General features: G+C 35.1%; 19 protein-coding genes. 12 read left to right on the top strand and 7 right to left on the bottom strand.

Annotation, left to right across the window (positions count from 1 at the left end; all coding sequences use genetic code 11):
• Nucleotides 1-50: 50 nt before the first annotated feature.
• From ACKTSC_RS03765 to ACKTSC_RS03755, 3 genes are all read left to right on the top strand, one after another.
• Nucleotides 51-1,175, top strand: a complete 1,125-nt coding sequence (locus ACKTSC_RS03765; RefSeq protein WP_407856873.1) for an SLC13 family permease — start codon at nt 51-53, stop codon at nt 1,173-1,175.
• 115 nt (nt 1,176-1,290) lie between these two features.
• A complete protein-coding gene (locus ACKTSC_RS03760) occupies nt 1,291-2,448 on the top strand; it encodes a trans-sulfuration enzyme family protein (RefSeq protein WP_407856872.1) in 1,158 nt (385 codons plus the stop codon).
• A gap of 80 nt (nt 2,449-2,528) precedes the next feature.
• Nucleotides 2,529-2,987 (top strand): hypothetical protein, encoded by a 459-nt coding sequence (locus ACKTSC_RS03755; RefSeq protein WP_407856871.1) that lies wholly within the window; start codon nt 2,529-2,531, stop codon nt 2,985-2,987.
• Nucleotides 2,988-3,138: 151 nt separating this feature from the next.
• Here the strand turns inward: ACKTSC_RS03755 and ACKTSC_RS03750 are convergent, their stop codons facing one another.
• The 4 genes from ACKTSC_RS03750 to ald form a co-directional block, all read right to left on the bottom strand.
• Nucleotides 3,139-4,884, bottom strand: coding sequence for a putative polysaccharide biosynthesis protein (locus tag ACKTSC_RS03750; protein ID WP_407855198.1), 1,746 nt, complete (start codon nt 4,882-4,884; stop codon nt 3,139-3,141).
• 77 nt (nt 4,885-4,961) lie between these two features.
• The gene (locus ACKTSC_RS03745; RefSeq protein ID WP_407856870.1) at nt 4,962-5,663 is read right to left on the bottom strand and encodes a TIGR00266 family protein; all 702 of its coding nucleotides are present in this window, start codon (nt 5,661-5,663) and stop codon (nt 4,962-4,964) included.
• Between the two features lie 232 nt (nt 5,664-5,895).
• Nucleotides 5,896-7,593, bottom strand: a complete 1,698-nt coding sequence (locus ACKTSC_RS03740) for a M3 family oligoendopeptidase (RefSeq protein ID WP_407856869.1) — start codon at nt 7,591-7,593, stop codon at nt 5,896-5,898.
• A 102-nt stretch (nt 7,594-7,695) separates the two neighbouring features.
• The gene (ald, locus tag ACKTSC_RS03735; protein WP_407856868.1) at nt 7,696-8,823 is read right to left on the bottom strand and encodes an alanine dehydrogenase; all 1,128 of its coding nucleotides are present in this window, start codon (nt 8,821-8,823) and stop codon (nt 7,696-7,698) included.
• Nucleotides 8,824-9,134: 311 nt separating this feature from the next.
• On the opposite strand from ald, the gene ACKTSC_RS03730 reads away from it, so the two are divergent.
• A complete protein-coding gene (locus tag ACKTSC_RS03730) occupies nt 9,135-9,518 on the top strand; it encodes a hypothetical protein (protein WP_332579698.1) in 384 nt (127 codons plus the stop codon).
• A gap of 5 nt (nt 9,519-9,523) precedes the next feature.
• On the opposite strand, the gene ACKTSC_RS03725 is transcribed toward ACKTSC_RS03730, so the two are convergent.
• Both ACKTSC_RS03725 and ACKTSC_RS03720 read right to left on the bottom strand, forming a co-directional pair.
• Nucleotides 9,524-11,059: an AcpB/EbpR/MafR family transcriptional regulator gene (locus tag ACKTSC_RS03725; protein WP_407856867.1), complete on the bottom strand. Its 1,536-nt coding sequence runs from the start codon at nt 11,057-11,059 to the stop codon at nt 9,524-9,526.
• On the bottom strand, nt 11,037-12,560 hold the full coding sequence (locus ACKTSC_RS03720; protein ID WP_407856866.1) for an AcpB/EbpR/MafR family transcriptional regulator: 1,524 nt from the start codon (nt 12,558-12,560) through the stop codon (nt 11,037-11,039). The genes ACKTSC_RS03725 and ACKTSC_RS03720 overlap by 23 nt, the downstream gene beginning before the upstream one ends.
• Nucleotides 12,561-12,885: 325 nt before the next feature.
• Here ACKTSC_RS03720 and ACKTSC_RS03715 point away from each other — a divergent pair, with 325 nt between their 5' ends.
• From ACKTSC_RS03715 to ACKTSC_RS03705, 3 genes are all read left to right on the top strand, one after another.
• Nucleotides 12,886-13,161, top strand: coding sequence for an HU family DNA-binding protein (locus tag ACKTSC_RS03715; protein ID WP_332579701.1), 276 nt, complete (start codon nt 12,886-12,888; stop codon nt 13,159-13,161).
• A 162-nt stretch (nt 13,162-13,323) separates the two neighbouring features.
• Nucleotides 13,324-14,247, top strand: a complete 924-nt coding sequence (locus ACKTSC_RS03710; RefSeq protein WP_332579702.1) for a permease — start codon at nt 13,324-13,326, stop codon at nt 14,245-14,247.
• 10 nt (nt 14,248-14,257) lie between these two features.
• Nucleotides 14,258-15,094 (top strand): TIGR03943 family putative permease subunit, encoded by an 837-nt coding sequence (locus tag ACKTSC_RS03705; protein ID WP_332579703.1) that lies wholly within the window; start codon nt 14,258-14,260, stop codon nt 15,092-15,094.
• A 136-nt stretch (nt 15,095-15,230) separates the two neighbouring features.
• On the opposite strand, the gene ACKTSC_RS03700 is transcribed toward ACKTSC_RS03705, so the two are convergent.
• Nucleotides 15,231-16,391, bottom strand: coding sequence for a cation diffusion facilitator family transporter (locus ACKTSC_RS03700; protein ID WP_407856865.1), 1,161 nt, complete (start codon nt 16,389-16,391; stop codon nt 15,231-15,233).
• A gap of 232 nt (nt 16,392-16,623) precedes the next feature.
• On the opposite strand from ACKTSC_RS03700, the gene ACKTSC_RS03695 reads away from it, so the two are divergent.
• From ACKTSC_RS03695 to ACKTSC_RS03675, 5 genes are all read left to right on the top strand, one after another.
• Nucleotides 16,624-16,962, top strand: a complete 339-nt coding sequence (locus ACKTSC_RS03695) for a hypothetical protein (RefSeq protein WP_332579705.1) — start codon at nt 16,624-16,626, stop codon at nt 16,960-16,962.
• A gap of 374 nt (nt 16,963-17,336) precedes the next feature.
• A complete protein-coding gene (locus ACKTSC_RS03690; RefSeq protein ID WP_407856864.1) occupies nt 17,337-17,576 on the top strand; it encodes a hypothetical protein in 240 nt (79 codons plus the stop codon).
• Complete coding sequence (locus ACKTSC_RS03685; protein ID WP_407856863.1) at nt 17,563-19,392, top strand: glucosaminidase domain-containing protein; 1,830 nt, start codon at nt 17,563-17,565, stop codon at nt 19,390-19,392. The genes ACKTSC_RS03690 and ACKTSC_RS03685 overlap by 14 nt, the downstream gene beginning before the upstream one ends.
• Before the next feature lie 178 nt (nt 19,393-19,570).
• On the top strand, nt 19,571-20,428 hold the full coding sequence (locus tag ACKTSC_RS03680; RefSeq protein ID WP_407856862.1) for a formate/nitrite transporter family protein: 858 nt from the start codon (nt 19,571-19,573) through the stop codon (nt 20,426-20,428).
• 274 nt (nt 20,429-20,702) lie between these two features.
• On the top strand, nt 20,703-22,223 hold the full coding sequence (locus ACKTSC_RS03675; protein WP_407856861.1) for a metal ABC transporter solute-binding protein, Zn/Mn family: 1,521 nt from the start codon (nt 20,703-20,705) through the stop codon (nt 22,221-22,223).
• Nucleotides 22,224-22,308: the final 85 nt, after the last annotated feature.

The following is a 22,308-nucleotide window of genomic DNA, read 5'->3' as shown; positions in this document are numbered from 1 at the left end:
TTGTAAAATTTTTGTTTGCTAAGGTATTCTAAAGATGGAGGTGAGAATATATGAAAAAAGTTCTAAATTATTTTAAAAACAATAAATTATTGAGTTTCTCATTTCTATTAGCAATTATCAGCTGTCTTATTGGTCGCTTTTCGATTGGAGATATTGATTTCAAAGTTATCTTGACTTTGTTTGGTTTGATGTTATTGATTCAGGGATTTGAAGAAATCGGTTTTTTACGCTTTGTTGCTCAAAAGTTGATGCATTATTCAAAAGATAGTCGCCAATTAGTTCAACTAATGATCATTTTAGCTTTGATTGGTTCAATGTTTTTAACAAATGACGTAGCGATTTTGACGTTATTACCAATCTATTTGAAAATATTACAAATACTCCCACAGTTTAAAGGGCGTTTTTTGGGCGCGGTATTGATCATTGTAGCAGCAAATTTAGGAAGTAGTTTTTTTCCTTTTGGAAACCCTCAAAATTTATACTTATATGACTTCTATCATGTTGAATTAGGTCAATTTTTGTCATGGATGGGAGCAGTTTTAGTATTAAGTAGTGTATTGATTGGATTGCTGACTTTTTTTGTAGAAAAAGATCCTTTATCGGAAATGAATTTTGAAGAACAATCGGAAATGAATTTTGAAGAACAAGTAGTAGATAAAAAAGAAGGATTTTTGTTAGCTGCTTTGATGCTTGTGATGATTCTAGTTGTTTTAAATATTTTTGCATATTTATGGGCGGTGGCGTTAGTCGCATTAATCATTTTATTTTATCGTCGAGAATTATTTGCTCGTGTCGACTATGGTCTATTACTGACTTTTGTTTTCTTTTTTATTATCGTGGGAAATATTGGCCAAATGGCTGCTATCAAAAACTTTTTAAAGTCATTGAATGGGCACAGCGTTTATTTAGCCAGCTTAGGATTAAGCCAAGTTATTTCTAATGTACCTGCAGCATTTTTGATTGCACCATTTACGACAAATCAACAAGCTGTGATTTTAGGTGTGAATATCGGCGGATTAGGAACCTTGATTGCTTCGTTAGCAAACTTAATCGGCTATAATTTATTTCGCGTATACTATTCGAATGAAACAAAAAAATTCTTAGGTTTATTCAGTGTCATCAATTTTACGCTCTTACTGGTTTTGGGTGGAATCTTTTATTTTGTGATCCATTAGAATTAGCTAGCTTTTACTAAAAGTTAGCTAAATTTTCTATGGGAATTCTTCTAAAAACAATGAAAACGCTTTTAAAAATGATATGCTTAAATTGTAGATAAAAGGGGGATTTCTGATGGAAAATAATACTAAATTAATACACGGCTATCGTGCCTTTGATGAAACGACTGGGGCATCATCGATTCCGATTTATCAATGCTCGACATTTAAACAAACGTCAATCAAAGAGGGACAACCGTATACGTATTCTCGTTTCGGAAATCCAACGCGTGCAGCTCTAGAAGAGGCAGTTGCGGCAATGGAGAATGGGAATTACGCTGTAGCTTTCGCTTCTGGAATGAGTGCTATTTCAGCAGTTTTATTGAGCTTTGATCAAGGCGATCATTTAGTGATGTGTAAGAGCATCTATGGTGGGACTTTTCAATTAGTCAATGAGGTCATGCAACGCTTTGGAATTGAGATAACTTTTGTAGATGAAACAGATTTAACTGCTTGGGAAGAGGCGATTCGACCAAATACTAAAGGACTCTATCTTGAAACACCATCTAACCCATTGCTTTCGGTAACTGATATTGTTGGTGTTGTCTCGATTGCTAAAGCACATGGATTAGTTACGATGATCGATAATACATTTATGACACCACAATTTCAAAACCCTTTAGACTTAGGAGTGGATATCGTGATCCATAGCGCTACAAAGTTTATCAATGGGCATAGCGATGTTGTCGCTGGATTAGTCATTACAGATGATCCGGTGTGGCATGAACAAATCTTTTTACAACAAAAAGTATTGGGCGGTATTTTAGGTGTTGAAGATTGCTGGTTAACAATGCGTGGACTCAAAACGATGGGGCTACGGATGGAACAAAGTGTTCGCAGTGCAGAAAAAATTAGTCAGATGTTAGAACAGCATCCGGCAGTAAAAAAGGTCAATTATCCCGGCTTAAAAAGTCATCCTGGATATGAGATCCAAAAACAGCAAGCCTCATCTGGTGGAGCTGTTTTATCCTTTGAATTAGCGGATCAAGAAGCGGTTTTCGCTTTTGCAGAAGCTTTAAAAATACCGATCGCTGCTGTCAGTTTAGGTGGGGTTGAATCAATCTTGTCTTATCCTGTGACGATGAGTCACGCTTGTGTGCCGAAAGAAGAGCGAGAGAAGCAAGGAGTGACTGATGGGTTATTAAGATTATCTGTAGGCATTGAAGATACAGCCGATTTATTAGCTGATCTGACCCAGGCATTAGCCAAAGTTGAAGAAAAAATAGAAAAATAAATAAATAGCGTTGGGATTTTTATCCCAACGCACTTTTTTTTCGGTATAATAGGAACATCATTTAGAGGAAGTGAACGTGAATGGGAAGTAGTAACATCCCCAAAATTTTACTAGCAATTATCGTTATTGGCCTATTTATATTTATTTTATGGCGCCAGAGCAACAAGAAAAAGCAGCCAGTAGCTGAAATGACGGAAACGATTATCGTGCCAGATAAAGCGAAAGACATCGCTGCAGTAATAGAAGTTTCGATTCAAACAATGCAATCTTATAAGAACAATTTGAATAAATATGGTTACGTTTATTTTCAAGAGACGACGCCATTTGTTGTTCAACAATTGAAAGCTGAAGCAGACAGCCTATTGTTGGAAGAAAGAGAAAATCAAAAAATTTTGACTCAGTTACAAAATAATTACGAAAAGCTCGAAAAATTTTATCAATCAGAGGCTGCGGATCCTAAAAAAACGGAGTTGGAAGTTTTGAATCATGTCAATAAGACAATGATTACTTGGCGGAATCTATTGAAAGAAAATCAATAAGTTTTAATCCAGAAGCCTATTGTTTTTTAGAGAGTAATGCTTTTGATCTTCATGTGGCTATTGAGATGACTTAAATTTTAAAAAATATATAAGCATTCTAACTATTTGAATAGTTAAAAAAGACACGTAATATCATACGTGTCATAAAAAACTATTTAATGTGTAAACGACGGCGAATACCATCTACTCTTGGTCCTAGTAAATTATCAGCCATACGTGTTTTTAAAGCTAGGACGATATAACTCAATCCTCCGAGAGCCGCAACTATTAAGATAATAATCATCGATTGGACTTTAGAATCAGAACTTAGAACGGCCTCACAAATAAATTTCACAACAAATGCTACGATCCCCATTACAATTGACATGCCGGCGATTTTAACAATAGCATTAAGAGTATCTCGAAAGGCAAATCCGGTCAGTACATGAATCCGATCCAGTAAAAACATATTTGCAACGAACAAGCCAACAAAGGTAGCAATCAAAGGACCGTATGAGCGGAACATATAGATCAATGGGAACTGAGTCAAAACTTTGACTAAAATACCCACTCCTAAGAACCAAACAGCTTGCATGTTTCCATCTAGTCCTTGAAGCATTGTTGAACAAACCATAAACAACCCCATCATGATTCCAACGATACAAGAAGCAGCCAATAGGTGAGCGCCTTGCAGATTAGGGCGATAGAACAATGTATTCAATGGGTAGGAAAGAACGATCATCCCAATAGTCGCAGGCATCATGACAAAGAATAGTAATTGAATATTATTCGTTACTAGTTTTGCCAATCCGACATGATCCTTTTTAGTAAAGCGTTCTGTGATCAATGGAAGTCCAGCAGTTGCCATCGCTGTTCCTAATGCAATCACGACCATAGTCAATTTATCTGGGTTGGCAGAAATCAAAGCAAATAGTTCTGCATTTTTAGCAGCAGAATAATTTGTGACCATTCCCATGATCGATTCAAACGAATATTGATCGATCAATTTAAAAATACTGATTCCACTACCGACAATGATGAATGGAATAGCTTGGGCAATCATTTGTAAGACTAATTGACGTCCAGAAAAACTAATCTTATTGCTGCTCTCTTTGATCATTTCTCTGAATGTAGCTCGTTCTTTTAATAATGAAACCAGTAAAACGGCCATTGCGAAGGCTACACCGATAAATGCAGCAAACGTTGATTGGACAACAGCTGTTTTATAGCTGCCTTGATTGACTTGCATAATGATATAAGCTGTCGCTAGCATATAGCAAACCCGAGCGATCTGCTCAATGATTTGTGAAATAGCATAGGGCTTCATATTGTTATTTCCTTGGAAGAAACCTCGGATTACGCTCATTGCAGGGAAAATCAATAAAACTACGCTTAGTGAGCGCATAACCGGAATCAAATCCGCATTTCCTTGAGCTAAGAAAGGGGCTCCCAAGTACATAATACCTGCACAGATAATACCACCAATGGTCATCAAGCGTAATGTATAAAAAAGTAATTTTTTACTTAATCCATACTCATTCATGGAATTGTATCGAGCCGTTTGTTTAGCAACAGCTGCTGGAATTCCGGCCGTGGAAATCATCAAGAACAAGGCATAAACGTTGTAGCCTTTGGTATATAAATAATTGGCCGCTTCCCCGTGAGGCTGCATCCACATATACCAAGGGATGACATAAACAGCTCCTAAAAGACGGGAAAAGATATTTCCGACAGTCAGCCAGGCGGTGCTTTGCACCATTTTTTCTTGAGCAGTGGCTTGTTTCTTTGGTGCAGTAGTCGCAGCGACTACTTTTTCATCAGGTTCCTTTTTCATGATTGGAGCCTTCTCAGTGTGGTAACGGGCCATTCGTGAAGAACTATTTTGCGGCTCCGCCTCATGTAAATTTTTTTCAGTCATATAAACCAGCTTTCTACAAAAGTGTCTTCCATATTTTACCCGTTATTTAGCTGAGATACAATCCTGTCAGCAAATTATTAGGAATTAGTATTTGGAATAAAGTCGCTAATGTGTCGAGCGAAGCTTCTGAGATTTCGGGTTTGGATATAAATACACCCCTGGCCGCTAAATTCAGTCACTATACCTGCACCGGTTTTAAAACCAATTTTACCTGAAGCTACATGGATTGAATAATCTAAAGAATTTGACCAAGCAATCACATGACGGTTATTAATGGTCACTGTTTTTGTTCCATCCAATTCAATTTTTTCGATGTCACCGAAAGCAGAAACTAAAATCTTTCCGTTACCAGTCGTTTCCATGACAAATAGCCCTCCAGTACCTCCAAGTAAAGCACCAGATAATTTTTGTCGTTTCATTTGATAGTTAACATTTTCTTCACTAGCAAGAAAAGCTCCTGTATTTAAACGCCAATGCTCATTACCTACATCCAAAGCAAAAATTTTTCCTGGATCAGAAGGAGCAATCGCGATTACAGAATTGTCCGAATGAGAAGTTGCAGTACTAATGAATACGCTCTCGCCACTGGTGACTGAACGGCCGACTGCACTTAAAGCCCCACCAAAACCTTTTTTACTATTCGAATTCATCGTTCCTTCTAGCTCTATATTACCAGTTGTATAAACCATAGCTCCTCGTTCAATACGTAGTTTCTCATTCGTGCTTAAAGTGATTTTCGCAATGGGTGCAAATGTGCTATCTGAGATCTCATAATTCAAATCAATCAATCCTTTCTAGTTATTTAATTTAATTATACCATCTCATAGAGTAAATCAGCTATTTTAAACTAGATACAAAAAAAGCAACTGGATAACAGTAGTTTCCAGTTGCTTTTTATAAATATAGCGTATTTGAAATTCAATTTTTTCAAACTTAAACAATGCAACAAAAAGAATGTTTTGTCATTTTTTAAATTTATACGAGTCTATAAGACTATTATCTGACACTTTTTTATCGCAAGTCATCTTCTGTGATCATTGATAAATAATTATCGACAACAGCAAGTAAAGACTTCATTTTATTTTGATCGAAAGGGGAAGCGAGGTGACCTGTTTTAACTGTTTCTAAGAATGTTTGACTGCCACCGATGCGACAAATCGCGAGGTAATCCGTCCAAGTCGTAGGATCTTGTTCGACGATCGCTCGTTGCCAAAATTGTAATGCACAAACTTGAGCTAACGTATAATCAATATAATAAAAAGGAACTTCAAAAATATGACCTTGACGGTACCAATAAATTCCACGCGCCAACGCTTCAGATGTTTGATAATCACGTTCAGGACAATACAATTTTTCTAATTTGCGCCAGCAATTTTTCCGCTTTGTTGGTGTCCATTCAGGATGTGAATAGACTTTTTCTTGAAAATGATCAACTAATGCTCCATAGGGCAGAAATTCTAGGGCACTGCTTAAGTGAGCAAATTGATACTTTTTACTTTCTTCTCCAAAAAAGTTAGACATCCAAGGCCAGGTTAAAAACTCCATGCTCATTGAATGGATCTCAGCAGTATCTGAAGTTGGAAAAACCAATTCAGGTTCTTCAATCCAGCGTGACAGATAGCTTTGGAAGGCATGACCAGTTTCGTGGGTCAGGACATCGACATCATCAGAAGTACCGTTAAAGTTTGCAAAAATAAAAGGCATTCTGACTTCATCAATGTATTCACAGTAGCCACCACTTTGTTTTCCAGGCCGACTAATTAAGTCCATTAATTGTTCTGCAATCATTTGATCAAAAAATTCGCCGGTTTCTGTAGATAATTCATGATACATTTTTTTGGCTTCGTGAACCAATGTTTCAGCGTCACCATGAGGTTGAGGATTTCCTTTAGGATAGACAAGTGGTAAATCATAATACTCCAATGATGCTATATCCAGACGTTCTTGTTGTCTTTTATATAGTTTTTGATTGATCGGTACAACATTTTCAATGATAAATCTACGAAAATTCTGAAGCTGTTCACGACTATAACTCCAACGATTCATTAAACGATCGCCATATTCCACATAATTTGCAAAGCCCAAATTTTTTGCCTGCTGATCTCTTAAATGAACGAGTTGGTCAAAAATTTGATCGAATTCTGATTCATGCTCACTAAAAAATTGAATGTAGGCTTCTTGCGCTGTTTTACGTAGTTCACGATCAGGTTGACTGAAATATGCTGCTAATTCAGAAAGGGTACATTTTTTTCCATCGAACAATAATTCTGCAGAAGCAATCAATTGAGTATAACGGCTAACGACTTCATTTTCTTTTTGTTTCAATTCAATGACCGATTCGTTTAATAAAGCGAGTTGATCTTCTGCAAAAAGAAAAAGTGTTTCTGGATAGTCATTCAGTAAGTCCGTTTTAAAAGGAGAAGCGAGCAGACTTTGATAAAAGGTATTATGTAGTTGATCAACTAGTGGTTCATGATGATCCCAAAATTCATTTTCTTGATTGTAAAAATCATCCTTTGTATTGATAGAATGGCGAATATACGCCAACTTCATATTTTTAGTCATTTCACTGCGCATCGCATTTAATTTTTTCATGGCGTGTTTCGCATTGGTATAATTTTTGGCTGTTGAAAATGTTTGCGTTGCGGATTCAAATTTCTTTTTGTATTGTGCTAGATCCGGACGTTCATATAGAAAGTCAGAAAACATAAATAAAGTCCTCCAGTCTTGTAGTAAAAGTTGTTATTAAAATATACTATCCTTCATTATACCAAAAAAACCTGTCAGTAAGAGCTGACAGGTTTTTTATTCCTATGAATTTGCTGGCGCTAATAAATCGTTGATCGGAGTATAATCCATTGATAAATCTTTTGCCACTGCTTCTAAGGTCAAGCTTCCATTGAAAGTATTCACACCACGACGGATAGCTAAATTATCAGCTAATACTTTTTCTAATGGATTATTAGCTAGGATATTGGCATAGGTCATTGTGCTGTTACTCAAAGCATGGGTTGCTGTTTGCGGTACTGCACCCGGCATATTAGCTACAGCATAATGAACGATTCCCTCTTTAACGTACGTAGGATTATCATGAGTCGTTACGTGATCTTCTGTTTCGAAAATTCCTCCTTGATCAATAGCGACATCGACAACTACAGAGTGGTCAGGCATTGCAGCCACCATTTCTTTAGTTACTAAAGTAGGTGCTTTATGGCCAGGAATCAAAACAGCGCCAATGACTAAATCGGCAGTTTTCAAACATTCTTGAATATTGAAACTGTTAGACATTATAGTTTGGACACTGTTACCAAAAATGATATCTAATTCTTTCAATCGGGCAACACTAACATCTAAAATCGTTACATTTGCACCTAATCCGACAGCAATTTTTGCAGCGTTCAAACCAACGACACCGCCACCGATCACTACTACATTCCCTCGACGCACACCCGGAACACCGGATAATAAAATACCCTTGCCACCATTGATTCGTTCTAAATAGTTGGCACCGATTTGTGCAGCCATGCGACCAGCAATTTCACTCATTGGAGCTAGTAAAGGAAGTGTGTTGTCTGCTGGTTGAACATTTTCATAAGCAATCGCATTTACGCCACTTTCAATCAATGCTTCGGTTAGTGGTTTATTTGCCGCTAAGTGTAAATAAGTAAATAGGAGTAGTCCTTTGCGGAAGTATTTATATTCTTCTTGTAATGGTTCTTTTACTTTCATCACCATTTCAGCAGCCCAAACATCCGCTGCGTTCTCAATGATCGTTGCACCTGCTTCGATGTATTCATCATCTGAAATGGCAGAACCTTTACCAGCGTCTTTTTCCACTAAGACTTTGTGACCACGATTTGTTAGATCAAAGACACCAGAAGGGGGAAGGGCTACTCGATTTTCGTTATTTTTGATTTCTTTTGGAATTCCAATAATCATTTGACACACTCCTTTTTGACAGTTTTCGCGCGAATTTGAATTCGCTTACACTATAATTGTACAGGTTTTTGTGAATATTTCAAATAAGAATTTGCCTAGTATTATTAACTATTTTGATAATAGGCCATGATAAAAAAGCTTATAATTAATTAGTATCATGTGCTAGAGAGAGTTTAATTGTTAAGAATTTTGGTCGATATTTTCTATTTGTTTAACAAAAAGGAAAATATCGATTAAATAGACCAGAAAATATTTGCTTAAAAGGCATTTAGTAGAGATAATAGAGCCAGAGTATAAGGAGCGAAATAATTATGCCGGAACAACGGATTGACTTATTAAAAGAACAAATTAGTTTTCTTGAAGCTCGATTGATACGCTATGAAGGATTGCTTAACGGATCAACCTTAAATCGAATCATTTTTGGCGGTGGACGTCGAGCAAAATTGAGTATCATCGAAACGGTCATTGCTATCATCGTATTGTTGTATACATTACTACGAGTGAATCTGAATGCTATTTCAATTGTTGTGATTCTCTTAGCGTTAATAGTTATCCTATTTTCATTTGTTGAATTGAACTTGATTCGTAAAAAAAATGGGAAAGAAAAATATCAGCGTATGATCGATAGTTTGACAGCAGAAAAAAATTCTATGGAAAAAGAATTATCCCGATTAAAAAATGAAAAAACACAGTAGAATAATTATTCTACTGTGTTTTTATTTGTTTCTATAAATTTTTGACTGCGCTCTCTTTGCAATTGATCGATTAAATTTTGGATTTTATTCAATGATTGGATGCTGGGACAAAGTTCAACTGCGATGATAGGGGTTTGACAATTTGGCACGTCGAAGGTGGAGGTACTGACTACGATATCACTCTGATTAAATACGGGTAGTAGATTATCGCCCTGTATTTCATCTATTCCAATTTGCTGCAGTCGATAATTTCCACGGATCGAAAATTTGATAAACTCTGTCAATAAAGCCTCTTGCATTTTTGAATCGGTCGAAATAATCGTAATATCTATCGGTTTTTCACTTTGTTTCATACCGTCCATACAACGAGGGATCGTAGCGATGATTTGATAAATGTAATTATCAATAAATTCAGGTGTATTGAATAATTGATATTGCTCAGTAAAGTCAACGACCAATTGTCGTAATTGATAAACACAATGAGCGTGGAAAGCTTCCATTAATTGAAGACAGTCGCGTTTACGATCTTGTACAACGCTGATAAATTCTTTCGTTTTTGCATGGAAAAGATGTTGATTGATTAGAATCGTGGCTAATTCATCTTTCTGTTGCTCACTCAAAGGTTCGATCAATCGTTTACTGAGTGTTTCAGCAAATTCATAGTGGGTCTCGTAGTGATAAGCTAATGAAAAGTTAGTACTTAATGACTTTTGCTTTTGTTTTTCACTTAATAAAAAAAGATCTGCATATAACAGCCAAAAACTATCTTTCATGATATCTTCAGAATAAATCAATCGTAATTCTCTTCTTAAATAAGGACTAAAATTATTGATCGCATGTTGATTTGGTGCCTCAATACTTTTAGACGTCAAATTACGAGAAGTAATTCGATGTCCCTTAGAGATTCGAATCAAACTGATAAAAAAATTGAGATTCAATCGATTATATTGAGCTAGTGAAACAGGAAGCTCATTTTCAGTAATCATTGAGCGAACGATAGCATCACCAAATTGATAAAATTCAGTACTATAACGAGTCTGTTCACGAACGAATTTTTTCTCTGAAAAATACAAAAAGAACAAGTGTCGAATGGCAATCTCATTTCCAGTTAAACGAAACGGGCGGCGTTCCACGGTCATTTTCCATTGTCCTAGAGCTTCTTGCAAGTCTTTCATTGCAGACTGAACAGTCGTCAAACTACAAAATAATTTTCGTGACAATTCTTGCAAGGTGGAGCAATCCTCAAAAAAGATGGCCTCTAAGATTTTAAAGGCCATTGATTGGTTGATCAAAGTAGAAAAAAGGACATCGATCGTCGCGTTATCTGCTAACTCTAAGCGGTACAAACTATTTTCACGAATAATTTGATAATAGTCACTTTGAGTATTGATTGAACGAATATCATTCAACAGCGCAGGTGTCGTACATTTTGTGATTTTAGAAAGCTCTTCACTAGACCGTGGATTCGGAGAGTAATAGAGTGTTTCTATCAATTGTAATTGTCGTTGGCTGTCGCGTTTAAGTAGATGGCGTAAGTTCATTGCTCTGTTCCTTTCGTGATGTAAGAGGTTCGTATTGATTAATAAAATGTTGAATTCGATCATAGTCTTTGCTTGTAGGATACGTATTGATCGCAATCAAAGGGCAGGCGAAGTATAAATGATCCATCGTGATATTGGTAATGACCAAATCATAATGTTTGGTTAAACTTGTGAATTCGTTTTGCGAAATAAAACTATTTTCGAAGTATTCATAACAGACCGATCCCTTGATGAAAGCGGGAAAAATCGATTGCCAAAACCGTTCATGAGTAGAAGAAGTATCTGAAAGTAACAAAATTTTGATAGGTTTTTCTGCATCAATTAGTCGTTGTAATAAACCATCGATAGTTGTAATCAAACGACTAATATACATATCAATAAAGGCAGCGTCGTATTGATCAACTAAGAAATCAGCAACTAATTTTTTTAGTTTTCGAATTTCACGACTATACTTTTTATCAAGCAAAACCAATGAGTTTTTACTCGTTTGCTGAAGTATTTCGATCGAATGTCTTTCGGGATAATAGCAGAACAACTCATTTCCTAGCAAGCGTAATGCTTCGACTATCTCAGTTCTTACGATTTGGTGACTTAATTTAAGATTTAGTTGTTCTAACAATAGATTATGAGCTTCGTAAAAATCTGATAAGTCTTCGTCCATTTGATTTGCCAATGATTGTTGTCGAGCATTCAAAATCAATTGATGTGTAAACAACGGCCATAAGCATTCTGTTAATTGTGCTTTATTGAAATCTAAATTCGTTTCACGTTTAATTAACTTGGCTAGTCGTTCCAATTGATCTAGTGAAGGGATGATCAAACCACTATCTGAAGAAAGCTTGGTTATATGATGCCCTTGTTTAATGCGCTGCAATCCAATTAGAAAGCTGTGCATCAATTGCGAATGGATATTTATATTGTTACTGATTTGATTCATTTCTAATAACTGTTGAACCATTTGGTCAATACTTGAAATAAGTTCTTCAGAAAAATCGTATTCATTAAAAGCCATCCGAGATTCTTTAAAGAAAAGGTAATAGAAATGTCGAATCGTTACTTCATCACCAGCTACACGAAGAGGACGATGATAGACGTTGATGTCCCAATACGCTAATTTATTTTTTATGGATTTCAAGTAACGCTGCATGTTAGAAAAGCTACAGTTCAAACGATCAGCAGCTAGTTGGATTCCGCGATTCTTCTCAAAAAATAAACTTTCAATTACTTGGAATTCTAAACTTGTTTTCAAAATATAAGCGTACATTACATCAATAGTTGCATGGACATCAAAATCGATTGAATATAATCCTTTGATTTTTGTGATGGTTAAAGGCAAAGATTCCTCATTTAAAAAGCGGATGTCACTAATCAATGCAGGTAATGAGCATTGTAATAAGTCCATAAGTTGTTCGGAAGTAAGACGATCCTTGGCATAATATAATTCCTCGACCAATCGTAATCGTCTTGTTGTTTCTTTTTTCATTAAGCTTCTAAGATTCATATTAAACTCCTTGAATATTTTTTTATTTAATATAATGTTCAAAGCTTGTTAAAACAACCTGTAAGTGCTTAATTTTCAGTTATTTTCGTTATTTAACTAAGTATCAATAAGCTTTATTATAATTAAATGTATTAATTTAATAAGGGAAATGCCAATTAATAGAAAAAAAACTTTTAGAGATTTTTTTATTTTTTTTATTTGGATAAATAAAAAAATAAAGTTGGGAGAAATTCGGTTAAAAAAGAGGTTAAGTGTTGCCTTTCTGGGAAAGAACGAATAAAATTAGCCTTGGAATACATTATAAAGATAGTGGAGGCAATACAATATGATTAATAAACAAAGCTTAGTTGAACAAGTAGCAGAAAAAACTGGTTTAACAAAAAAAGATGCAGCATCTGCAGTAGATGCATTGTTTGACGGCATCCAAACATCATTACAAGCTGGAGAAAAAGTTCAAGTTATCGGTTTTGGTAACTTTGAAGTACGCGAACGTGCTGCACGTAAAGGTCGTAACCCTCAAACAGGGGAAGAAATTACTATTGCTGCAAGCAAATCACCAGCATTTAAAGCTGGTAAACAGTTGAAAGATGCTGTGAAATAAAAGAGTTAGTGAAAAGCCCACTCCTTAGAGTGGGCTTTTTTTAATAGAAAAGAGCCTAAAATATAAAAAAGACTAAAAAATAACTTTGTGAATCATTCTTTTCTTGTTTCTTACTAAAAAAAAGAGTATATCTGTAAACAGTGAGAAATATGGAGGAATTATATGTTTGATTTTTTACCCCATTCAGTTTTACAGATGAGTACCATTTTTTTATCGATTGTCATTGAGGCAATCCCTTTCGTGTTATTAGGTTGTATCATTTCGGGAGCATTACAGGTGTTTTTAACACCAGAGCGTGTTCAAAAAATTATCCCTAAAAATAAATTTTTAGCTATTTTAGTAGGTTCTTTTTTAGGCTTTTTCTTTCCATCCTGCGAATGTGGAATTGTTCCTATCGTGACGCAATTTATGAAAAAGGGCGTTCCTGAGCATACAGCATTTGCTTTTATGGTCACTGCGCCAATCATTAATCCGATTGTTTTGTTTTCTACCTATATTGCATTTGGAAATAGTACAAAATTTGCGCTATTAAGAGCTTTGGGAAGCTTACTAGTTGCATTAGTTATAGGCTCATGGATCGCCTATTTCAATCGTTCACCGATTTTAAAAAATGAAGAAGTCGCTGATCATCCTCATGGCGAACATAGTCACGTTCATGAGGAAGAAAATCACCCTGAACACTCGCTAACTGTTTGGAATAAAATCTGGTCGGTTTTAGTTCACGGAATTGATGAATTTTTTGATACCGGTCGTTACTTAATTATTGGCGCTTTGATTGCCAGTGGGATGCAAGTCTTCTTGCCGACCCAATTCATGTTGCAATTAACTTCATCAAAAATTATCGGAATTTTAGTTATGCTGGTCTTAGCATTTACAATGTCGCTTTGCTCTGAAGCAGATGCGTTTGTAGGCTCTTCTTTATTAAGTTTATTTGGAACCAATGCAATCGTAGCCTTTTTAGTTTTTGGACCGATGGTCGATATCAAAAATTTGATGATGATGAAACACAATTTCCACGGAAAATTTATTGTCCAATTAATCGCTCTGATCAGTGTGGTCGTGACGATTTTTGCACTTGTAGTATAGGAGGAGACATATGATACGCTTTTTAATTTTATCTGGCTATTTTGAATTAATGATGTATCTTCAAGTCTCAGGGAGATTAGATCAATACATCAATGTACATTATCGTTATTTGGTTTTTTTGACTATGGGTTTATCGATTTTATTAGCCCTCGTTCAATTAAAAATTTGGGCTGATGGGGATAAACATAAACACCATGATCCTCACGATGGTCATGAACATGGATTGAAGAAACCCTACCAACGTGCGATCGCTTATGTTTTACTGGTCGTTCCTTTAGTGGTTGGTTTGTTATTTCCTACAATTACTTTGGATACAACAATCGTAGAAGCGAAGGGATTCAGTTTTCCTATTAGTAAAGAATCCGTTGGTGATCCAGAAATGAATACTCAGTATTTAAAACCGGATACGAGTATCTATTACAATAAGAGTGATTATAATGAACAAATGACAAAACTAATGAAGAAGTATGAAACCGATCAAAAACTAGAAATTACTGATGAAAATTATTTAGAAGTGATGGAGTTGATCTATAATTATCCGAACTCCTTTGTCGGGAAAAAAATATCTTTCAATGGTTTTGTTTATGAAACCTCTAAAGACAATCAAAAATATGATTTCCTTTTCCGTTTTGGAATCATTCATTGTGTTGCTGATTCGGGTGTCTTTGGATTGATGACCAAGTTACCCGCCAATATGACGGTTAAGAATAATGAATGGCTGCATGTTGAAGGAACGATCACTTTAGATTTCTTTGAACCATTTGATCGCCAAATACCATCAGTAGAAGTAACGAATGCTCAGACAGTATCTGCACCTAAAAATCAATATGTCTATCGTGCATTTTAGAATAAGTCATCTCTCTTCGTTTTTAGAAGAGAGATGACTTATTTTTTTATAAATAATATTATAATAGAAGAAAACGGCAGTATTCTTGATTGAATACTAAAAAACCTGTACCAAATAAGGGTACAGGCAAGGAAATTTATAGTAAATAAGTACGATCAAAGGTGATCGTTAATTTTGCTGGTTCAATCAATACAATAAAACTTTCGCTGATTCGATTATGTAATTCGGTATTGCTTATTTTTTTTAGATCACTTGGAACAACCAAATCAAAATAAATAGTTTCCGGAGTAGTAGACTTATCTACCCTCAAATCATGGAACCGCAATTGGGGATGAATGGTTTTTAAAATCATTTTTAATTTTGGCGCGATGCGTTTAAAATCAGGATCGTCTAGAGGATAAGGATCTAAGTGACAAACCAAATCAAAACCTAAATTTTCTTTGATGTCATACTCAATGGCATCAATTACTCGGTGTGCATGGGTCAAACTCCAAGTTTCATCGACTTCAATATGAACTGAAGCAAAAATACTGTTCGGCCCATAACTATGAATAAGTAAATCATGATAGCCAATTATATCGGGATAATTATCTAAATGTTTTCGGATTGCTAAAATCTCTGTTTCTGGCGCTCTGCCACCCATTAAATCATTGATAAAACTCATGATCATTTTAATACCTGAGTAAATAATATAAAGAGCAATTAAAAATCCGATATAACCATCGATCCGCCAGCCGCTAAACCATTCAATGATGGCGGATAATAAAACGGCAATTGTTGTATAGACATCATTGATACTATCTTGTGCGGTTGCTTTTAATGTGTCTGATTGAATATCTTTACCTAAGGAACGGTACATGTGAGCTTGCCAAAATTTCATCAAAATTGATAATCCTAGTACGATGTACACGATAGGAGACAAAGAAATACTACTAGGATGCAAAATCTTTAAAAATGAACTATCTAAGAAACGGAAACCAACATAAGTAACTAAGATAGAAATCACAAAACCACTGATGTATTCAAAACGTTCATGCCCATAAGGATGTCCTTCATCCGCAGGCTTTCCAGCAATTTTAAATCCAGCTAAAGTGATCACTGAAGAAGCGGTATCAGAGAGATTATTCATAGCATCTGCCATGATTGATACACTACCAGATAAAGAACCAATAAAAAACTTAGCCAAGAATAATAATAGGTTTGAAATTAACCCTAAAATCCCTGCTAAGATTCCGACACTCGTCCGTTTATTTCCTTTAGAACGAGCAATAATTTTGTTAGTTAAAAAATTCAGCATAAAAATCATCCTAATCAATAAAGTAGTAACAGTATAACGGAAAAATGAAAAGAGAAAAAGTTAAAACGATTAAAAATGATTTTTATAAATGAAGTTTACTTTATTTATAAAAGGTTTACTTTATTGTTTTGCTGTTTAGTTTTTAATAAAACTTTTTTTGATATCTCAGACATTTAAAATGAAAGCACTATATAATAACAATGTAAAGGTATTCAAAAACGGAGGTACTAAGATGAATAGTCAAATAAATATAACGTTATGGAACATTCAGACAACAAACGTTGTTACTGCTTTAGAAGATTTTATCGAGGATTGGAAAGTTTCTAAAAATAGTGATCTTGAAGAGTATTTACGTAGTTATCCAGGATATTTTAAAAGTGATGAGGACACACGCGAAGCGATTCGTTTAGTGTTAGGTTATGCAAAAGAATTGATGGATGGGCAAAGAGATACCGTTGGTTTTTACGAAAATAAAATTTGGCGGACGGAAGATGGTGAAAGTGTTCGTATGACACATTTCCATGAACGGACGATTTCAAATTTAATGCAAAAAATAGTGGTTGAACGATAATAGCAATTCAAATCATCGGTTTAGAATTGATGATTTGAATTTTTTTGCGTAATTTATAATAATTACTAAAAAAATAATATACTCAAAATAAATGTAGCATTTATTTAATTGAGACGAATGAAATTCTTTTTGTTAAAAAGTAAAATCAAATGAAAGATAACTAAGCATTTTTATCTTTGATAAATTTTGAATTTCTTTATTTTGCTAGTTAATATAAATGATAATTGTTAGATCAACGTAAAATGAAACTATGAAGAAACTGTGAAGTCTGCTGTTCAATTTAGACAGTGCTATAAAATAATGATATTATATTATAGAATTGAGAAATTTAATTGTTAGATCCTTGTATCCAAAAAAGAAGAAATGAGGTATAAATGGTGAAGTACAATAAAATTGTAAGTTTAATGGCGATTGGTACTTTGTTTGGACCAACACTATTATCCTCACAACAAGTTTTAGCGGAGGAAACAAGCACGGTTGGAAGTAATACTGTCGCTACAGCGAATACGGTGGATTCGCAAGTTGCTGATGAAACGACTGTAAGTTCAGAAACACCTGCTCCAACCTACCAATTTAAAGTAAATGATAAAGATAAAGCAATTGAAAATAACTAACTACGTTGATGAATATGGTAATACTATCGCTATTCAATATGATGCTGCTAAGGGATCAAGTGAAGGAAGTGCCATTCATTATATTGTGACACCTTCAACAGACAAAGCTGTTCACTTAAAAAGTGTTAAATTTGTTAGTCAGTCTGATAACAAAGTGTTAGCTGAAAATTCAAATATCACTGAGGCTGTAAACGGCGATTTTAGTATGCCTGATTCGGATGTCTCAATTGTCATTGAAGCGTCAAAAGATGCTACGGATAATTCATCAAACGGTGAAAGTACGGATACTTCTAATAGTAACAGCTCAAATAGTAGTTCTGAAAGTAGCAACTCAAGTAATAGTAGTACGGGTAATAATAATAGTTCTTCGGGTACTAACAACAGCTCAAATAGTAGTACTGGTAATTCAACTACTGGAAGTAGCAATAATTCTTCAACAAATAGTAATGCAAGCACTAATAATCAAAATGCCAATAATTCAACTGAAGTACAAGGCCCATCTGCTGCGCGTCAACCAGCATATGATTCGACAGCTTCAGACGTACGTGTTCCTTCTAACCAGAATGTTCCAACATTTAGTAACGATGTTCAGACAGCCATTGTTCAAGAAGCCTATCGTCATTTAGGAAAACCGTATGTTTGGGGAGCTAAAGGTCCCAATGCTTTTGATTGTTCTGGCTTAGCTTATTTTGTTTATGCGAATGCAACAGGACACAATATTGGCGGATGGACCGGCGATCAACAATACGCAGGAACTCAAATCCCTGTTAGTGAAGCTCAACCGGGGGATCTGCTTTTCTGGGGAGCACCAACGAGCGTGACAACACACGTTGCTATTTATATTGGAAATGGTCAATATATCCATGCGCCCCAACCAGGCGATGTGGTGAAAATTGGAAATATCAGTGATTTTACACCGACCTTTGCAGTACGTGTCAATGTGGCTGGCCTGTCTCAAGCAACAGCCTCTAGCTCGCTATCAAATGCATTCGGGGAATATAGTACGAATACACCGTTTATTTTTAATAAAAATCAAAGTACAGATCAGTTTATCAAAAAAATTGGTGAAACAGCTCGTGAGATTGGACAAAAGAATAATGTTTATTCTTCTGTAATGATTGCGCAAGCTATTTTAGAAAGCGGCTCTGGCAATAGTTCTTTAGCTAGTGAACCGAATTACAATTTATTCGGTATCAAAGGTAAATATAAAGGCCAAGGTGTAACTTTCCAAACATTAGAACAAGATGAAGCAGGCGCAAATTATCAAATTTCAGCTGAATTTAGAAAATATCCTTCTTATAAAGAATCGTTAGAAGATTACGCAAAATTAATTAAGAACGGGATCTCTGGTAATTCTGATTTCTACAAAGCTGCTTGGAAGAACCAGACAAGTTCATATGAAGAAGCAACAAAACATCTTCAAGGTCGTTATGCTACTGACAAACAATATGCTGAGAAATTGAATGCTATCATTAAAGCTTATGATTTAACAGAATTTGATCAAGCAAAAAATAGCAGTGCCACAACGCTGAAAGCTACAAAAGGTCCTGTGATCAAGTCAATGAAGACGTCCTTCGATTCTTATGATCGGATACAAGCAAAATTGATTGCAAGTGTTATTACCAGTTATCGAATTCCACAGATCATGTCAGCAAAACATTTTGTTAACTTATTTAGAGGAGATAGCCTAATTGCATTAGCTGCAACAGCAACTCCCAAAATCAGTAATTCTGACTCATCTTTACCAAAGACGGCCTCAATTTATGTCGCATTGAGTAACGGATTATTAGCAGTAATACCACCACTAAATGAATGATTTTTTAAAGCTATCGCTTTTTGCGATAGCTTTTTCTTTTTGAAATTTAATATAAATCGATATTTTGTGCATTTTATAGCAATATTTGTCTATTTCCTGTTTATTTAGTTGTAAAGACACATTGAATCAGGTATGATATTTTTACATTGTGGAATTTTTCCAAGAAGGAAGGAACTATATGAAATCGGATTTGTTTATGGAAATTGAGGAACAACCAGTTGCTAAGAAAGAGAAAATGGTCACATCAGATTCAAGTTTGATGTCACAATTAGAATATTCGATTAGCAAAAAAATTGATTTATTTAATACAAGTTTACCGCGTTATGCTGTACGATCGATGCTAGCGTGTTTATTTTTGTCATTAGGAACAGCAATTGCCTTTTATATTGCAATTCGGATGCAAGAAGCGATACCTGGATTGGAAAAAATGGCCTATGCATTTATGTTTAGTTGGTCGTTAGTCATGATTTTATTTATGAATGCCGAGTTAGGAACTTCCAATATGTTATATACTACGATTGGTGTGTATAAGAAAAAAATGGCGGTATCTTTCGCATTTAAACTATTGTTTACCTGTATTTTATTTAACTTAATTGGTGGCGGCCTTTGTGGATATTTACTTTCATTAACAAGTCCATTTGGCCATTTAGAAGCAGATAATTATATGTTTGCCGGCGTAGCTGCTAAACTTACAAAGTCGACTTGGCAAATTATTATTGAAGGAATGTTTGCAAATATCGTTGTAAATACAGCGGTGTTGATCAGTTTACGAATGAAGGATGATGCTGGAAAAGTAATCGCAATTGTATTTGTTATTTTTATTTTTGCCTTTCTAGGATTTGAACACGTTATTGCAAATTTCCCAGCGTTCTCACTTGTCTATTTTGCTTCACATGGTACTTTAGCAGAAATGACCTTGAGCAATGTCATTCATAATTTAAGTTTCGCTTTGGTTGGTAATTTCATTGGTGGCGGCCTTGTCATGGGATTGGGTTATGCCTGGTTAAACAATACAGAATCAAAATATAAAGATTAAAAAAAATCTAAGACTTTAAGAAATTATATTTCTTGAGGTCTTTTTTCTTTTTAAACTAATACTATTTTTATTATACAAACTCATATGAATATAATTTCATGTTATTTTTTGTTGACGGTTCTTTTGACAGATGTTACAGTGTTAAATGTAAATCGTAATAATTTCGCTTTCTTTTTTTTGCAAAATACTATTTTTTTTATTTTAAATGACGAAGGATCGTTTTTGGATGTAAGATAATTAGATTTCAAGAAATAGACAACGAAAGAGGATGAGAATGAAAAAGAAAATAGGATTGTTAATGCTAGCAGCATTGGGAGTATTTGGAATAGCTGGTTGTGGAAATAATGAATCAGTACGTGGGGAAGAAAGCGACGAAATAAATATCGTGACGACTTTTTATCCAGTTTATGAATTTACAAAGCAAGTAGCTGGGGAAGCAGCGGATGTTAGTTTATTGATTCCAGCCGGAACAGAAGCGCATGATTATGAGCCTTCAGCAAAAGATATGGCGAAAATCACCGAAGCCGATGTTTTTGTATATCACAATGAAAACATGGAGACATGGGTACCAAGTGCTAAAAAAACTTGGTCGAAAAATGGGCCTGAGGTCATAGAGGGAACTAAGGGGATGCTTTTACTTCCAGGAGGAGAGGATGATCATGACCATCATGGAGATGAGGATCATCATCATGAACTGGATCCTCACGCATGGGTTTCACCATACCGTGCGATTCAAGAAGTAACAGCAATTAAAAATCAATTAATAGAATTGTATCCTGATAATAAAGAGCAATTCGAAGCAAACAGTAATGAATATATTGAAAAATTAACTGCTTTAGATAAAGAGTATACAGAAGCTTTTCAGAATGCTAAACAGAAAAATTTTGTCACGCAACATACGGCATTTAGTTATTTAGCCTTGGATTATGGCCTAAATCAAATTGGTATTTCAGGTATCAATCCGGATCAAGAGCCAACTTCATCACGAATTGCTGAGCTGAAACATTACGTAGAAGATAATGGCATTCAATATATTTATTTTGAAAATAATAATACTGGAAAAACCGCACAAACGCTCGCTAGTGAAACGAAAGTCGAACTAGAAGTACTGAATCCTTTAGAAAGCTTGACTCAAAAAGAAATGGATAGCGGGAAAGACTATTTGTCAGTAATGAAGGAAAATCTTTCTGCATTGAAAAAAACAACTGATACTGCTGGAAAAGACATTCAGGCTGAAGAGGCAACACATACCGATGAAACAATCTATAATGGTTATTTCAAGGACTCGCAAGTGAAGGATCGCAAGCTTTCAGATTATGCGGGAGAATGGCAATCGGTTTATCCTTTGTTACAAAATGGTACGCTGGATCAAGTTTTTGATTATAAGGCAAAGCTCCAAAAAGATAAAACAGCCCAAGAGTACAAAAAGTATTATGATGTAGGCTACAAAACTGACGTCGATGAAATTAAGATCAAAGACGATCAAATTGAATTTATTGTTGATGGAAAATCACACAAATTTACTTATGAATATTCTGGTTATGAAGTGCTGACTTACAAAAAAGGCAATCGGGGTGTTCGTTTTACGTTTGTAACGAATGATCCTGATGCGGGTGAATATAAATATGTCCAGTTTAGCGATCATGGCATCGCACCGGCTAAATCTTCTCATTTCCACATTTATTTTGGTGGAGAAAGCCAAGAAAAATTATTAGATGAAGTCGATAATTGGCCGACCTATTATCCTTTAGACGACTCTGGACATGAAATTGCGCAGGAGATGTTAGCGCATTAAAATGAAAAATCTATTCCTAGCGCTTTTTTAGGAATAGATTTTTTATCTTTTGCAGTAATGATAGGGGAGGTAAGACAAATCAAAA

Source organism: Enterococcus hailinensis (genome assembly GCF_045862035.1).
Taxonomy (GTDB): domain Bacteria; phylum Bacillota; class Bacilli; order Lactobacillales; family Enterococcaceae; genus Enterococcus_A; species Enterococcus_A hailinensis.
The sequence above is the reverse complement of the archived record's forward strand: the minus strand, read 5'-3'. Positions and strand labels throughout refer to the sequence as shown.

What these genes read in the sequence shown, in the direction of transcription:
- ACKTSC_RS03765 (WP_407856873.1), top strand. Translation starts at nt 51, where the DNA reads ATGAAAAAAGTTCTAAATTATTTTAAAAACAATAAATTATTGAGTTTC.
- ACKTSC_RS03760 (WP_407856872.1), top strand. Translation starts at nt 1,291, where the DNA reads ATGGAAAATAATACTAAATTAATACACGGCTATCGTGCCTTTGATGAA.
- ACKTSC_RS03755 (WP_407856871.1), top strand. Translation starts at nt 2,529, where the DNA reads ATGGGAAGTAGTAACATCCCCAAAATTTTACTAGCAATTATCGTTATT.
- ACKTSC_RS03750 (WP_407855198.1), bottom strand. Translation starts at nt 4,884, where the DNA reads ATGACTGAAAAAAATTTACATGAGGCGGAGCCGCAAAATAGTTCTTCA.
- ACKTSC_RS03740 (WP_407856869.1), bottom strand. Translation starts at nt 7,593, where the DNA reads ATGTTTTCTGACTTTCTATATGAACGTCCGGATCTAGCACAATACAAA.
- ald (WP_407856868.1), bottom strand. Translation starts at nt 8,823, where the DNA reads ATGATTATTGGAATTCCAAAAGAAATCAAAAATAACGAAAATCGAGTA.
- ACKTSC_RS03730 (WP_332579698.1), top strand. Translation starts at nt 9,135, where the DNA reads ATGCCGGAACAACGGATTGACTTATTAAAAGAACAAATTAGTTTTCTT.
- ACKTSC_RS03725 (WP_407856867.1), bottom strand. Translation starts at nt 11,059, where the DNA reads ATGAACTTACGCCATCTACTTAAACGCGACAGCCAACGACAATTACAA.
- ACKTSC_RS03720 (WP_407856866.1), bottom strand. Translation starts at nt 12,560, where the DNA reads ATGAATCTTAGAAGCTTAATGAAAAAAGAAACAACAAGACGATTACGA.
- ACKTSC_RS03715 (WP_332579701.1), top strand. Translation starts at nt 12,886, where the DNA reads ATGATTAATAAACAAAGCTTAGTTGAACAAGTAGCAGAAAAAACTGGT.
- ACKTSC_RS03710 (WP_332579702.1), top strand. Translation starts at nt 13,324, where the DNA reads ATGTTTGATTTTTTACCCCATTCAGTTTTACAGATGAGTACCATTTTT.
- ACKTSC_RS03705 (WP_332579703.1), top strand. Translation starts at nt 14,258, where the DNA reads ATGATACGCTTTTTAATTTTATCTGGCTATTTTGAATTAATGATGTAT.
- ACKTSC_RS03700 (WP_407856865.1), bottom strand. Translation starts at nt 16,391, where the DNA reads ATGCTGAATTTTTTAACTAACAAAATTATTGCTCGTTCTAAAGGAAAT.
- ACKTSC_RS03695 (WP_332579705.1), top strand. Translation starts at nt 16,624, where the DNA reads ATGAATAGTCAAATAAATATAACGTTATGGAACATTCAGACAACAAAC.
- ACKTSC_RS03690 (WP_407856864.1), top strand. Translation starts at nt 17,337, where the DNA reads ATGGTGAAGTACAATAAAATTGTAAGTTTAATGGCGATTGGTACTTTG.
- ACKTSC_RS03680 (WP_407856862.1), top strand. Translation starts at nt 19,571, where the DNA reads ATGAAATCGGATTTGTTTATGGAAATTGAGGAACAACCAGTTGCTAAG.
- ACKTSC_RS03675 (WP_407856861.1), top strand. Translation starts at nt 20,703, where the DNA reads ATGAAAAAGAAAATAGGATTGTTAATGCTAGCAGCATTGGGAGTATTT.